General features: G+C 36.1%; 4 protein-coding genes. All 4 read right to left on the reverse strand.

Features of this window, described 5'->3' with window-relative positions:
* Nucleotides 1-74 precede the first annotated feature (74 nt).
* The 4 genes from KA867_RS04515 to nrdD all read right to left on the reverse strand — a co-directional run bounded on the left by KA867_RS04515 (nucleotide 75) and on the right by nrdD (nucleotide 16674).
* Nucleotides 75-12890 carry a GA-like domain-containing protein gene (locus KA867_RS04515; protein ID WP_210137143.1) on the reverse strand — a complete coding sequence of 4272 codons (12816 nt, stop codon included), beginning with the start codon at nucleotides 12888-12890 and terminating at the stop codon, nucleotides 75-77.
* A 289-nt stretch (nucleotides 12891-13179) separates the two neighbouring features.
* Nucleotides 13180-14166, reverse strand: a complete 987-nt coding sequence (locus KA867_RS04520) for a choloylglycine hydrolase family protein (protein ID WP_210137144.1) — start codon at nucleotides 14164-14166, stop codon at nucleotides 13180-13182.
* 127 nt (nucleotides 14167-14293) lie between these two features.
* Nucleotides 14294-14827 (reverse strand): anaerobic ribonucleoside-triphosphate reductase activating protein, encoded by a 534-nt coding sequence (nrdG, locus tag KA867_RS04525; RefSeq protein WP_210137145.1) that lies wholly within the window; start codon nucleotides 14825-14827, stop codon nucleotides 14294-14296.
* Nucleotides 14824-16674: an anaerobic ribonucleoside-triphosphate reductase gene (gene nrdD, locus KA867_RS04530; RefSeq protein WP_210137146.1), complete on the reverse strand. Its 1851-nt coding sequence runs from the start codon at nucleotides 16672-16674 to the stop codon at nucleotides 14824-14826. The genes nrdG and nrdD overlap by 4 nt, the downstream gene beginning before the upstream one ends.
* Between the last annotated feature and the right edge of the window lie 85 nt (nucleotides 16675-16759).

Below are 16759 nucleotides of genomic sequence, written 5' to 3' on the forward strand. Positions count from 1 at the left end.
ACTTTGGAGATTAGACTTTAATCTAATCATTCCAAAGTGCTTATAAATTCAATGAAACATTTTAAGTTTCAAACTTAATGTTCTGTGTTTTTATCACTTTTTAAATATCTTCTATAAATCATCATTAATCCTAAAATTCCAAACAGAATTTCGAATGCATAAGGATTCTTTTTGTCTAATCCAGTATACGGTAAATTCATATTGAAGTTATTTTCATTATTTAGATTTTTAAATGATTTTTTATTTAATACTTCAAGGTTGTGACGATTATTTTGAACATTAAATTGATTTGAATTTATGCCTAGCGATTTACTATTTATAGTCGCTTGTTCGTCATTTTCAAAATGACTTGTATTATGTTTATCTTTCACTTTCTCCGCATCCAATGTCTGTTTCTCACCTAATATACTGTTACTATCTTTATCATTTACTTTTGTCACTGCTGTGATTTTATCTAATTTAGTCTGTAATTCATTAATATTTGCTGTACCGCTTGGTAAGTTACTTATTTTTTCTTTTGCAATTCGTCTTAATGAATCCAATTTTTCAATTAGTTTGTCTAAATCAGCTTGCTCACTAGGCGTAATCAGACCATCTTTTCTAATCTCTTTTATCTTATTAATAATTTTTGTTTGTGCATTTTTAGCGTCTGCAATTGCTTTTTTGGCTTCTGATACTTGTTTTGTATCTTGAACACCATTACTATCTGCGTCGTTCACTTCTGGCGACGTTGCAGATACAATTTCGTCTAATCTTCTTTGCAATTCTGCTTTATCTGCAGTTCCATTCGGTACTTTGGCTAGCTTATCTTTCGCTGCTTGTTTTTCTTTATCTAATTTTTGAATCAACTTATCAATTTCTGCCTTTTCTTTTGGAGTTACTAGGCCATCTGATGTAATATCTGCCAACTTAGTATCCACTGCTGTTTTTGCTGATTCTGCCGCTTTGATTGCTTTATTTACCTCTGATACTTGTTTTGTATCTTGAACACCATTACTATCTGCATCGTTCACTTCTGGTGACGTTACAGAAGTAATTTGATTCAATCTTGTTTGTAACTCTGCTTTATCTGCTGCGCTGTTCGGTACTTGGGCTAGCTTATCTTTCGCCGCTTGTTTTTCTTTATCTAACTTTTGAATCAACTTATCGATTTCTGCTTTCTCTTTTAGATTTACTAAGCCATCTGATGTAATATCTGCCAGTTTAGTATCTACTGCTACTTTTGTTGTTTCTGCTGCTTTGATTGCTTTTTCTGCCTCTGATAATTGTTCTGCATCCAGGACACCATTGCTATCTACATCGTTCACTTCTGGTGATGTTACAGAAGTGATATTGTCTAATCTTCTTTGTAACTCTGCTTTACCTGCTATGTTGTTCGGTACATTGTCCAATTTCTCTTGGGCTGCTTGTTTCGCTGTCTCTAATGTTTGAATTAACGCATCTACTCCAGCTTTTTCATTCGGTGTTATTAAGCCATCGGATATGATTTCAGTTAATTTATTATCTACTGTTGTTTTGACTTGTTCGGCTACTTTGATTGCTTTTTCTGCCTCTAATAATTGTTCTGTATCCAAGACGCCATTACTATCTACATCGTTCACTTCAGGTGACGTTACGGAAGTGATATTGTCTAATCTTCGTTGTAACGCATCTTTACCTGTTGTGCTGTCCGGTACAGCATTCAATTTTTCTTTTGCTGCTTGTTTTATTACTTTCAGTCCCAAGATTAGTCTATCGATTTCCGCTTTTTCACTCGGAGTCACTAAACCATCAGCTGTGATTTCAGAAAGCTTTGTATCCAATTTTTCTTTTACTTGTTCCGCATCCTCTATTATATGAGATGCTATTAACAATTGTTGTGTGTCTAACACACCATTGCTATCTGCATCATTTACTTCCGGTGATACTACGGATGGGATATTATCTAGCCTTGTTTGTAGATCATTTTTACCTGCAGTGCTGTTTGGTATACTATCTAATTTTTCTTTCGCTGTTTGTTTTGCGGCTTCTAAAGTTTGAATTAACGCATCTACGTCTGCTTTTTCATTTGGAGTTACCAAACCATCAGCTGTGACTTCAGTCATTTTATTATCCACTAATGTTTTGACTTGTTCGGCATTTATCACTGCTTCAGTCGCTTCTGACAATTGCTCTGTATCTAACACACCATTGCTATCCGCATCGTTTACTTCTGGTGATACTACGGATGTTATTTGGTCTAATCTTCTTTGCAACACATCTTTACCTGCTGTTCCGTCTTGTACCTTATCTAATTTTTCTTTTGCTACTTGTTTTGCAGTCTCTAATGTTTGAATTAACTGATCTACTTCAGCTTTTTCGTCTGGTGTTACTAAACCATTTGATGTTACCTCGGACACCTTAGTATCTACCGCTGCTTTTGCTTGTTCCGCATCCTCTATTGCCTTGCCAGCTTCCGAAATGTGTTGGCTATCTACATTACCGTCACTATCTACATCATTCACTTCTGGTGATACTACGGATGCAATTTGATCTAATCTATTTTGTAACTCTGTTTTACCTGCTGTGCTATTCGGTACACTATCTAATTTCTCTTGTGCTGCTTGTTTCACTGTTTCTAATGCTTGGATTAGCGCATCTACTTCGGCTTTTTCGTCTGGAGTTACTAAGCCATCGGATGTTACATCTGCCACTTTTGTATCCACTGCCGTTTTTGCCTGTTCGGCATTCACTACTGCTCGCGTTGCTTCGGACAGTTGATCAGTATCTAAGACGCCATTACTATCTGCGTCTGTTACTGTTGGTGAAACTGCTGATGTGATTTGACTCAACCTTGTTTGTAATGCATCTTTTCCAGTTGTACTATTCGGCACACTATCTAGCTTGTCTTTTGCCATTTCTTTTGCAGTTTCTAATGTTTGAATTAGCGCATCTACTTCTGCTTTTTCGTCTGGAGTTACTAATCCGTCTGATGTTACATCTGTTAATTTCGTATCTACCGAAGCTTTCGCTTGTTCAGCATTAGCCACCGCTTGTGATGCTTCGGACAATTGTTCTGTATCTAACACGCCGTTACTATCTGCATCATTCACTTCTGGTGACGTTACAGATGTGATGTTGTCCAATCTTGTTTGTAACTCATCTTTTCCTGCAGTGCCGTTTGGTACACTGCCTAGTTTTTCTTTCGCTGATTGTTTTGCAGTTTCTAATGTTTGGATTAATGCGTCTACTTCGGATTTTTCATCAGGTGTTACTAAACCATCTGATGTTACTTCGGCTAATTTATTATCCACCGCTGTTTTTGCTTGTTCCGCATTCTCTATTGCTTTGTCTACTTCAGAAACATGTTGATTATCTATGTTACCGTCACTATCTACATCATTCACTTTTGGTGATACTACGGATGGTATTTGATTCAATCTATTTTGTAACTCTGCTTTACCTTCTGCGTTGTTCGGTACACTATCTAGTTTCTCTTGCGCTACTTGTTTCGCAGTTTCTAATGTTTGAATTAACGTATCTACTTCTGCTTTTTCATTTGGAGTTACCAGACCATCTGCTGTGATTTCAGTTAATTTCGTATCCACCGATGTTTTTACTTGTTCAGCATTTGTCACTGCTTGCTCTGCTTCTGACAATTGGTCTGTATCTAACACTCCATTACCCTCCGCATCATTTACTTCTGGTGATGTTACTGATGCGATGTTGTCCAATCTTGTTTGTAAAGCTGTTTTACCGGCTGTACCGTTTGGTACACTATTGAGTTTTTCTTGCGCGGTTTGTTTCTCTATTTCTAATGTTTCAATTAACGCGTCTACTTCTGCCTTTTCATTCGGTGTTACTAAGCCATCCGATGTTACATCTGTTAACTTCGTATCTACTGTTGTTTTTGTTTGTTCAGCATTTGTCACTGCTTGAGACGCTTCGAATAATTGATCAGTATCTAAGACTCCGTTACTATCTGCATCATTTACTTCTGGTGATGTTACTGATGCGATGTTATCTAATCTTGTTTGTAAGTCATCTTTACCCACAGTATTGTTTGGCACATTGTCTAGTTTTTCTTTTGCTGCTAGTTTCGCAGTTTCTAATGTTTGAATCAATGCATCTACGTCTGTTTTTTCGTCAGGTGTCACCAGGCCATCTGATGTTACATCTGTTACCTTATTGTCCACTGCTGTTTTCGCTTGTTCCGCATTCATCACAGCTTGAATTGCTTCAGACAATTGATCTGTATCTAAAACTCCATTACCATCCACATCATTTATTTCTGGTGATGTTACTGATATGATATTATCTAATCTTGTTTGTAAATCAGTCTTGCCTGCGGTACCACTTGGTACGCTATTTAGCTTATCTTGCGCTGCTTGTTTTGTAGTTTCTAATGTTTGGATTAACGCATCTACTTCGGATTTTTCGTCTGGTGTTACTAAACCATCCGATGTTATATCTGCTAATTTATTATCTACAGCCGTTTTCGCTTGTTCAGCGTTTGCTACCGCTTGCTCTGCCTCGGACAATTGGTCTGTATCTAAGACTCCGTTACCATCCGCATCATTTATTTCCGGTGACGTTACTGAAGTGATATTATCTAATCTTGTTTGTAAATCTGTTTTACCTGCGGTACCACTTGGTACGCTATTTAACTTCTCTTGCGCTGCTTGTTTTGCAGTTTCTAATGTTTGGATTAATGCATCCACTGCTGCTTTTTCATCCGGTGTTACTAGACCATCCGATGTTACATCTGTTATCTTATTGTCCACTGCTGTTTTTGCTTGTTCTGCATTCACTACTGCTTGCGTTGCTTCAGACAATTGATCTGTATCTAAGACTCCATTACTATCAGCGTCGTTCACTTCTGGTGATGTTACAGATGTGATATTATCCAATCTTGTTTGTAACTCATCTTTACCCTCAGTACCATTCGGTACATTATTAAGTTTCTCTTTAGCTACTTGTTTTGCATTTTCTAATGTTTGAATTAATGCATCTACTTCTGTTTTTTCGTCAGGTGTCACCAGACCATCTGATGTTACATCTGTTACCTTATTGTCCACTGCTGTTTTCGCTTGTTCCGCATTCATCACAGCTTGAGTTACTTCAGACAATTGATCTGTATCTAACACACCATTGCTATCCGCATCGTTTACTTCTGGTGATGTTACAGATGTGATATTATCCAATCTTGTTTGGAGCGCATCTTTACCCTCAGTACCATTCGGTACATTATTAAGTTTCTCTTTTGCTGCTTGTTTCGCGTTTTCTAATGTTTGAATCAACGCATCTACTGCGGCTTTTTCATTCGGAGTTACTAGACTATCTTCTGTAATTTCAGTCAATTTCGTATCCACTGCTGTTTTCGCCTGTTCGGCATTTACTACTGCTTGCTCTGCCTCTGACAATTGGTCTGTGTCTAGCACACCATTATCATCCTCATCATTTATTTCCGGTGACGTTACAGATGTGATGTTATCTAATCTTGTTTGGAGCGCATCTTTTCCTGCTGTACCGTTTGGTACACTATCTAGCTTTTCTTTAGCCGTTTGTTTCGCAGTTTCTAATGCTCGGATTAACGCGTCTACTTCTGCTTTTTCATCTGATGTCACTAATCCATCTGCTGTGATTTCAGTTAACTTCGTATCCACTGCTGTTTTTGCTTGCTCCGCACTCACTACTGCTTGATCTGCCTCTGATAACTGTTCTGTATCTAACACACCGTTACCATCCACATCATTTATTTCTGGTGATGTTATTGATGTGATATTATCTAATCTTGTTTGTAAATCAGTCTTGCCTGCGGTACCACTTGGTACGCTATTTAGCTTATCTTGCGCTGCTTGCTTCGCTGTTTCTAATGCTTGGATAAACGCATCTACTTCGGATTTTTCGTTCGGTGTCACTAAACTGTCTGTATTAACCTCAGTAACTTTTGTATCAACTGCAACTTTGGCTTGTTCAGCATTCGTCACTGCTTGCTCTGCTTCTGACAATTGATCTGTATCTAACACGCCATTGTTATCCGCATCGTTTACTTCTGGTGATGTTACAAATGTGATATTATCCAATCTTGTTTGTAACTCATCTTTACCCTCAGTACCATTCGGTACGCTATTTAGCTTATCTTGCGCTGCTTGTTTTGCAGTTTCTAATGTTTGAATTAATGCATCTACGTCTGTTTTTTCGTCAGGTGCCACCAGACCATCTGATGTTACATCTGTTACCTTATTGTCCACTGCTGTTTTTGCTTGTTCCGCATTCATCACAGCTTGAGTTGCTTCAGACAATTGATCTGTATCTAGCACTCCATTACTATCCGCATCATCTACTTCTGGTGAGGTTACTGAAGTGATATTATCTAGTCTTGTTTGTAACTCTGTCTTACCTGCTGTACCATTCGGTACGCTACTTACCTTCTCTTTTGCTGCTTGTTTCGCTGTTTCTAATGTTTGAATTAACTCATCTACCGCGGACTTTTCATCTGGTGTTACTAAACCATCTGACGTTACATCTGCTAATGTACTATCTACTGCCGTTTTTGTTTGTTCAGCATTCGCCACTGCTTGCTCTGCCTCTGACAATTGGTCTGTATCTAAGACTCCATTACTATCAGCGTCATTCACTTCTGGTGATACTACTGAGGCGATATCATCCAATCTTGTTTGTAATTCATCTTTTCCTGTAGTGCCGTTTGGTACACTATCTAGTTTCTCTTTAGCTACTTGTTTTGCATTTTCTAATGTTTGGATTAATGCATCTACTTCTGCCTTTTCCTCTGGTGTCACTAGACCATCTGCTATGATTTCAGTTAATTTCGTATCCACCGATGTTTTTACTTGCTCAGCTTTTGTTACTGCTTGGTCTGCCTCGGACAATTGGTCTGTATCTAGCATACCATTGCTATCCGCATCGTTTACTTCTGGTGATGTTACAGATGTGATATTATCCAATCTTGTTTGGATCGCATCTTTTCCTGCTGTACCGTTTGGTACACTATCTAGCTTTTCTTTAGCTGTTTGTTTCGCAGTTTCTAATGCTTGGATAAACACATCTACTGCTGATTTATCATCTGGTGTTACTAGACCATCTGCTGTGATTTCAGTTAATTTCGTATCTACTGCCGTTTTTGCTTGTTCGGCATTTACTACTGCTTGCTCTGCCTCTGATAATTGTTCTGTATCTAACACGCCGTTACTATCCGCGTCTGTTACTTCAGGTGACGTTATAGAGACGACGTTATCTAGTCTTATTTGAAGATCATCTTTTCCTGCTGCGCCGTTCGGTACACTATTGACCTTTTCTTGAGCCGTTTGCTTCGCACTTTCTAATGCTTGGATTAACACATCTACTTCAGATTTTTCATCTGGTGTTACTAGGCCATCTGCTGTAATTTCTGCCACTTTTGTATCCACTGCCGTTTTTGCCTGTTCGGCATTCACTACTGCTTGCTCTGCTTCGGACAATTGATTTGTATCTAGCACGCCGTTACTATCCGCGTCTGTTACTTCAGGTGACGTTACAAATGCGATGTTATCTAATCTTGTTTGTAAATCAGTTTTACCTTCGGTACCACTTGGTACTCTATTTAGCTCATCTTGCGCTGCTTGTTTTGCAGTTTCTAATGTTTGAATTAACGCGTCTACTTCAGACTTTTCATTCGGTGTTACTAAACCATCCGATGTTACATCTGTTAATTTATTATCCACCACTGTTTTTGCTTGCTCTGCATTCGCTACTGCTTGAGACGCTTCTGATAATTGCTCAGTATCCAAAACACCATTACCATCCACATCGTTTACTTCTGGTGATGTTACAGAGGCGATGTTATCTAGTCTTGTTTGGAGCGCATCTTTACCCGCAGTACCGTTTGGCACACTATTGAGTTTCTCTTGCGCGGTTTGTTTTGTGCTTTCTAATGTTTGAATTAATTGATCTACTTCTGCTTTTTCATTTGGAGTTACTAATCCGTCTGATGTTACATCTGTTAATTTCGTATCTACTACTGTTTTTGCCTGTTCGGCATTCGCTACCGCCTGCTCTGCCTCTGATAACTGTTCCGTATCTAAAACGCCGTTACTATCTGCATCATTCACTTCTGGTGATGTTACAGAGGTGATGTTATCTAGTCTTGTTTGGAGCACATCTTTACCCGCAGTACCGTTTGGCACATTGTCTAGTTTTTCTTGTGCTGTTTGCTTCGCATCTTCTAATGCTTGGATTAATTGATCCACTATCGTTTTTTCATCTGGTGTTACTAATCCATCTGCTGTTACATCTGCTAATTTATTATCTACCGTTGTTTTCGCTTGTTCAACGTTTGTCACTGCTTGTTCTGCCTCTGACAACTGAACTGTATCCAAGACTCCGTTACTATCTGCATCATTCACCTCTGTTGATGTTACTGATGTGATATTATCCAATCTTGTTTGTAACTCTGTTTTACCTGCGGTACCACTTGGTACGCTATTTAGCTTCTCTTGCGCTGCTTGTTTCGCAGTTTCTAATGTTTGAATTAACGCGTCTACTTCTGCTTTTTCGTTCGGTGTCACTAAACTGTCTGTATTAACCTCAGTAACTTTTGTATCAACTGCAGCTTTGGCTTGTTCAGCATTCGCCACCGCTTGTGATGCTTCGGACAATTGTTCTGTATCTAGCACTCCGTTACCATCCGCATCATTTACTTCTGGTGACGTTACGGATGTGATATTATCCAATATTGTTTGAAGTCCGTCTTTTCCTACTGTACCATTCGGTACATTATTGATTTTCTCTTGTGCTGCTTGTTTTGCAGTTTCTAATGTTTGAATTAATGCATCTACTTCAGCCTTTTCCTCTGGTGTTACTAAGCCATCCGATGTTACATCTGCTAATTTATTATCTACCGTTGTTTTCGCTTGTTCCGCATTTGTCACTGCTTGATTTGCCTCGGACAATTGGTCTGTATCTAGCACACCATTACCATCCGCATCATTTACTTCTGGTGACGTTACAGATGTAATATTATTCAATCTTGTTTGTAAATCAGTCTTGCCTGCGGTGCTTGCTGGTACACTATTGACCTTTTCTTGTGCCGTTTGCTTCGCTGTTTCTAATGCTTGGATTAACGCATCTACTGCGGCTTTTTCGTCTGATGTCACTAAACTATCTGATGTTACATCTGCTAATTTATTATCTACCATTGTTTTCGCTTGTTCAACGTTTGTCACTGCTTGTTCTGCCTCTGACAACTGAACTGTATCCAAGACTCCGTTACTATCTGCATCATTCACCTCTGTTGATGTTACTGATGTGATATTATCCAATCTTGTTTGTAAGTCATCTTTACCTGCTATACCGTTTGGTACACTATTGAGTTTCTCTTTAGCTCCTTGTTTTGCAGTTTCTAATGTTTGGATTAACGCATCTACTTCTGCTTTTTCGTCTGGTGTTACTAAACCATCTGCTGTGATTTCAGTCAACTTCGTATCCACTGCTGTTTTTGCTTGTTCAGCATTTGTCACTGCTTGATTTGCCTCGGACAATTGGTCTGTATCCAAAACACCATTACCATCCACATCGTTTACTTCTGGTGATGTTACAGAGGCGATGTTATCTAGTCTTGTTTGGAGCGCATCTTTACCCGCAGTACCGTTTGGCACACTATTGAGTTTCTCGTTCGCCGTTTGTTTTGCAGTTTCTAATGTTTGAATTAACGCGTCTACTTCTGCTTTTTCATTTGGAGTTACTAATCCGTCTGATGTTACATCTGTTAACTTAGTATCTACTGCTGTTTTCGATTGTTCAGCGTTTGTCACTGCTTGATTTGCCTCGGACAATTGGTCTGTATCTAAGACTCCGTTACCGTCCGCATCGTTTATTTCCGGTGACGTTACTGAAGTGATATTATCTAATCTTGTTTGTAAATCTGTTTTACCTGCGGTACCACTTGGTACGCTATTTAATTTTTCTTGTGCCGTTTGCTTCGCTGTTTCTAATGCTTGGATTAACACATCTACTGCTGATTTATCATCTGGTGTTACTAGACCATCTGCTGTGATTTCAGTTAATTTCGTATCTACTGCCGTTTTTGCTTGTTCCGCACTCGCCACTGCTTGCTCTGCCTCTGACAATTGTTCTGTATCTAGCACACCATTATCATCCGCATCATTTATTTCTGGTGATGTTACTGATGCGATATTATCCAATCTTGTTTGAAGTCCGTCTTTTCCTACTGTACCATTCGGTACATTATTGATTTTCTCTTGTGCTGCTTGTTTTGCAGTTTCTAATGTTTGAATCAATGCATCTACTTCGGCTTTTTCATATGGTGTTACTAAACCATCCGATGTTACATCTGTTAACTTATTATCTACTAAAGCTTTTGCTTGTTCCGCACTTGCTACCGCTTGCTCTGCCTCGGACAATTGGTCTGTATCTAACACACCATTGCTATCCGCATCATTTACTTCTGGTGATGTTACTGATGTGATGTTATTGAATCTTGTTTGTAAATCAGTCTTACCTGCGGTACCGTTTGGTACATTATCTAGCTTTTCTTTAGCCGTTTGTTTCGCTGTTTCTAATGCTTGAATCAATGCATCTACTTCGGCTTTTTCATCCGGTGTCACTAAATTATCCGCATTTATTTCAGTCAATTTTGAATCTACTGCTGTTTTTGCTTGTTCCGCATTTGTCACTGCTTGTTCTGCCTCTGATAATTGTTCTGTATCTAACACGCCGTTACTATCTGCATCATTCACCTCTGGTGACGTTACGGAAGTGATGTTATTTAACCTTGTTTGTAAATCAGTCTTGCCCGCTATAATATCTGCTACATTATCTAATTTCTCTTTCGCTGTTTGTTTCGCAGCTTCTAATGTTTGAATTAACGTGTCTACTTCTGCTTTTTCGTTCGGTGTCACTAAACTGTCTGTATTAACCTCAGTAAGTTTTGTATCAACTGCAGCTTTGGCTTGCTCGGCATTCATTACTGCTTGAGATGCTTCTGATAATTGTTCTGCATCTAAGACTCCGTTACTATCCGCGTCGTTCACTTCTGGTGATTCTACTGGTGTAATATCATTTATTCTTTCCCGTAGTACATCTTTATTTGTGATTCCGTCTGGTAGAGCATTTAACATTTGCATTGCTGATGTTTTGGCTTTTTCAATATCTACATTCATTTTATCAATTTCAGCTTTTTCAGATGGGTTCACTAATTGATCTCGCGTTACTTCATCTAGTTTTGTTTCAGCTTGTTGTTTTAATCGTGCTGCTGCTGTGATTGCATCTTCTACTTTTTTAATTTTTGCTTTTTTTAAAGCATCATTTATTGTTTCAGCCACTTCTTGAATATTAACAGCTTTGTTAGTAATATTTACGCCTCTTAATACATTTGTATCTAAAGTATCACTTAGTATATAGCCAAACAATTTATCTTTATTCACATCAATATATTGATTGGCATCAAATGAAATGTAAAACTTAACTGTACCACCTGAGCCGCCACCTCTATCAGGGTCTCCATTTCTACCACTATCTGGACGTGTATATGAATAATATCCTAGACGATCTCGTTGTAGAACAACTCTTTGTCTGCCTTCATAAACTGCTATAACTTGTTTTATTTTTTTATTGAGACTATCATTAGGTCTTATAGCATAAGTTTCAAATCTGTATGTCCCTCTACCTTTTTCTTTTGACAATTCCATTGTTGCAATTAACGCTTCACCATCATGTAACACTTCATCTTTTACGATACCAAAATCGTTTTTAGTTACATCATTTTGATTTGTAAATGTGTATATAGCTTGATAATTCGGATTATCACGATTAGCAGCTAAGTTTTTCATTTTATATAGTAATTCGTTTATATTATTCGCTTGACTCGCTGTGAGTCTTTTATTTCTTGCTACAGAATAATCTCTATTAAAAATCCTGTCATAAGCAGATTTGTTATTTTTTAATGAAGTTTGTCTAATAATATTTCTCAGAAATAGTTTTCTTTCTTCTTCAGTTAGTTCTGTTCTATTTTTTTCTACTTCATTAAATGCCACCGTAATATTATCACCGGATCTCACAGTATTATAAGAGAGTCTAGGTCCAAAATAATGATGGTTATTGCTTATTTCATTATAATATCTATTTCTATCGACACTTCTAGCTACCCGAGTTTTTGGAATATATTGCTGCGCCGGTCGTCTGTCATTTTTAAGATCTTTTTCATTCGTACTTAAACTTTTTTCTGTTTCGCTTTTCTCTATATTAATGTTAGACGCTTCTACTTTCATTTCAGTGACTCTATTTTCGATAGATGTCAAATTTTGATTGACCTGTGTTTCATTTTCGTCCAATTTTGATTCACTTTTTATTGTAGTATCTGTATTTTCGAGTTTTCCGGTACCCGTTGGTTTTATATCTGTATCTGTTTTTTCAGTATCCAATGGTTTTATTTCGTCATCATGTTTTATAGTTTCAGGTGTTTTTTCTTGTTTAACTTTTGGTATATCAGATTCATTTACACCTGAATGCTTTGGTTGTTCTTTATTTTCAATAATAACATTGGTATTGGACTCTAATTGTTGTTGAATTATATTAGTGCCATCCTGAATTGATTTTGTATCTTTCGAAACACTTTCTTTTTCTATTTCTTTATTTTCAATATCAGCTTGAGTTGTTTGCTGTATCGTGTCATTATTTTTTTCTTTTTCTAGTATATTATCAGAATTTAAATCATTCTTTGTATTCTCTATATCTACTTTAGGAGGTATTTCTTTTACTTCTGGTTGTTCTTTTTGTAAAGTATCAGCTTGGGCTTCTTCACTGTGGTTAAAAATTAAAAAACTACCTAAAAGCACTGAAGCCGTTCCAATCGTAAATTTACGTATGGAATATCGATTGTTTTTCCTAGCCATATACTCTTTAAATATCCTCATTGTTATCTAACTCTCCTTTTCGATAGTAAAATCATTTTTTTGTTATTAAATCTAATGCAATTTATCCTTCTTTAACCATTATAATTTCAAATTAAATACCCAACACTACTTATAATACGTCAGTAAAAAAATTGAATTTTTAAGTAAAATAGTGAGATTAAAACGTTTTATCATCAAAAATAATTCTTACTAAACATAAAAGAGACACATAAAAACAGTGGTTTTTATGTGTCTCTTATTAGTTATTTATTATTTAAAGTTCATTCAATACATGTGCTCGCTTTGAATCTTAATTCAAACGAGTTATTGCTAATCCTTCAGTTGGCTCAAAAATCGTCATTTCTTTTTTATTTAGTAAGTCTTCTGATAAGTGTAATTCAGTAATTTTATTAGAATTATACCATTTGATATAGAACGTGCGTGTCGTTAAATTTAATACGGTTTGATACAAAGTATAATGTAAATCATTTTCTTCATCTCTAACTGCACCTTTAGGTATACTCATGATTTCTAATAATTTAAAAGCATTAAGTATATCTTGTTCTGGACAATTTGTTGCTTCTTCTAAATAATTTTTCAAGTAAGCAATACGAATAAATCTTTCTGCTGATGTATATCCACCTGGTAAGCCATACGTGCCACCTTCATTTCCCAAGGATTTCAAATTAATATTAGCAAAATTTCTTTCTTTTGGTTTTTGAGGTGAAATGTTTATGTAATTCTTTAAATTTTCATAATGCCAATTCAAATCAGGATTGTTTGTCAAAACGGCAACTGGATTGTCGTTAACTACTATTTGACCTTTATCAAAAGTAAGCTCTACTGTTCTACCTGTATCATCAGAAATATGATAATGTAACGGCGGAACTTCAGAGAGATCATTTAAAGTATGGGCCACAACATTAACAGATTGGGCATTTATTATTAAATCAGCTATGTTTTTGTTATAACCTAATATCCAATTTATTACTTCATTTTGGGCAATATTCATATAGCCTGCTTTAGTTTCATTTGCGTAAGAAGCGTAGCCTCTGAAATATTGTACTGAAACGCCAATGCCATGCTCATTAACACCGTCTCCAAATAAAAAACCTTCCATATCACTCCCTGAACCTACAAAGCCATATAATGTTTTGCCTTTATATTCTACACGTGACTCCCAGTAATAGTGACGTGGTTGAACTGCTGGGTTGCCTTTTAATTGATAAACAAAATCCATTGTTCGACCTAATATAGCTTGATGATTCTCAGACATAAATGAAAAACCTGTACACATTGCTTATACGCTCCTTTAATAGCACTTTACTAAATCTATTTTTGTCTTAATTATGATTGTAATTAACTTTATATCATAATAATAGCAATTCGCTTCAATTTCAGGAAATAGTTATGCAATCATAATCCTAAATTATATATTCATGAATTCTATCGCTAGCTAGTGATTTTTGCACATCGATGACACGTTGGTTTAATGAACCTTTGTAATGTAAATTGGGTTTGTATAAGTGATGAATGAAAGGACCGTCCACGAGTACATCTATATTTTTTAATAATTTATTTCTTTGAGATTGATCATTCCTTAAGTATTCAAATAAAAATCCTGTCCATACCCATAAAGTTTTTTCATGTCCGAAACGTTGTCTAAATGCATGCGCACATTTGAGTGTTATATCTAAGTTGCAAAATGGCTCCCCACCTAAAATACTTAAACCTTCTATATAATTGGGTTCGCAATTTCTTATTATTTCATTCAAAATTTCATCATTAAATTTTTCACCATATTTAAAATTTTGTGCTGCTTTATTATAGCAATTTAAACATGCAAATGGACATCCTGAAACATATAAACTACATCTCACACCTTCGCCATCTACGAAACTTTGTGACTCTATTTTGGCAATATAACCTTGTCCATTTATGATATTTAATATTGTCATATCGATTGATCTTTCATATGTTTTACTCTTGCACAAATTTCTTTATGTCTACCTTCGATTGTAGGACGTTGCACTGGATTTCCTAAATAACCACATGTTCGTTTTACTACATCTACGGTTTTAGGATCACTGTTCCCACATTCCGGACACTGATATCCTGATGGGGTTGTTTTAAAATCACCTTTAAAATCACATAAACGACAATGATCTATAGGGATATTTGTTCCTAAATAACTAATTTTGTCATATGAATAATCCCAAACCGCTTCTAATGCTTTAATATTATGATCTAATTTTGGATATTCACAATAGTGTATGTAACCACCGCTAGCATAAAATGGATAATCTTTTTCAAAATCTATCTTTTCAAAAGGTGTAATATCTTTTCGCACATCGTAGTGGAACGAATTTTGATAATACCCCTTACTCGTAATATCTAATATATCGCCAAACTTTTCTTTATCTAATCTACAAAAACGATCTGTTAAAGACTCACTTGGTGTACTATAGATACTGAACCAAATATCGTAGCGGTCTGTCCATTCTAATTGATAAACTTTTATAGCTTTTAATATTTGAAGCGTAAATGCCTTACCTCTTGCTGTTTTTTCCCATTCAGGACCATAAAACACAGTAGCTGCTTCATACAAACCTATATAACCAATCGACAGGGTGGCACGTTTGTTTTTAAATAGTGACATCACACTATCTTCATCACTTAAACAATGTTTAAAAGCGCCATTTTTATATAAAATGGGGGCGTTATCAGGTGTAGCTTGTTCCATACGTTTAATGCGATAAACTAATGCATCGTGCATAATTTGCATTCTTTCATGAAATATTTCCCAGAATTGTTCCATATCACCATTTGATTCTATAGCTATTCTAGGTACATTAAGCGTAACTACCCCTAAATTACATCTTCCATTATTTTCTGCTTCACCTTGGTTATTTTTCCATTTTGGTAAAAAAGAACGACAACCCATTGGCGCTTTAAAATCACCTAAAATTTCTACAGTTTTATCATAATTTAATATATCAGGATACATTCTTTTTGTAGAACACTCTAACGCTAATTTTTTAATATCATAATTAGGGTCATCCTGACTAAAATTCACCCCTTTTTTAATGGAAAAAACCAGTTTAGGAAAGATGGCTGTAATACGATCTTTTCCGAGTCCTTTTATTCGTGTTTTCAATATAGCTTGTTGAATCTTTCTACTATATTCATCTAAACCCAGACCAAAACCAAGAGTGACAAATGGCGTTTGTCCATTTGAAGTATAAAGTGTATTTATTTCATATTCTAAACTTTCAATGGCATCATTAATATCTTGTGTGATTTGATGATCAACATAAGCATCAATCTGTGCCTCTTCAACAAATTGTTCCGCTAATTTTCGATGTTTTGCTTCATTATATTTTACATAATCACTTAATAATTCATCTACGCTATCAATGGTACAACCCCCATACTGACTACTAGAAACATTAGCGATGATTTGAACTAGTTGAGCTGAAGCTGTTTGAATTGATTTTGGAGATGTTACAGATGCATTGCCAATTCGAAAACCATGTTTCAACATATTTTTAGCATCAATTAAACAACAGTTAGTGAGTGGTTGAAAAGGGTGATAATCTAAATCATGGAAATGTATATCACCACTTTTATGTGCCTCTGCTATATGTTTAGGCAATAAGTAGTCTAAAGCATATGATTTAGATACAACACCTGCTGTTAAATCTCTCATTGTAGAAAAAGTGGCACTATCTTTATTCGCATTTTCGTTAATAACTGTCGGATCTTTCGTAATAAGTTTCGTCAAATCTTGTTCTAATTTATTCATTTTACCCCTTCTTTTCTATATATTGTATATAAACATAATTTATGCCACAATATATAGTGTTTCAATGTTAAGAAAGGCTGTTAAC

The organism is Staphylococcus sp. GDH8C109P, from assembly GCF_017893405.1.
GTDB lineage: Bacteria > Bacillota > Bacilli > Staphylococcales > Staphylococcaceae > Staphylococcus > Staphylococcus cohnii.

Bases quoted from the DNA above. Each gene is read 5' to 3' on its own strand.
- KA867_RS04520 (WP_210137144.1), bottom strand. From the start codon at position 14,166: ATGTGTACAGGTTTTTCATTTATGTCTGAGAATCATCAAGCTATATTA.
- nrdD (WP_210137146.1), bottom strand. From the start codon at position 16,674: ATGAATAAATTAGAACAAGATTTGACGAAACTTATTACGAAAGATCCG.
- KA867_RS04515 (WP_210137143.1), bottom strand. From the start codon at position 12,890: ATGAGGATATTTAAAGAGTATATGGCTAGGAAAAACAATCGATATTCC.
- nrdG (WP_210137145.1), bottom strand. From the start codon at position 14,827: ATGACAATATTAAATATCATAAATGGACAAGGTTATATTGCCAAAATA.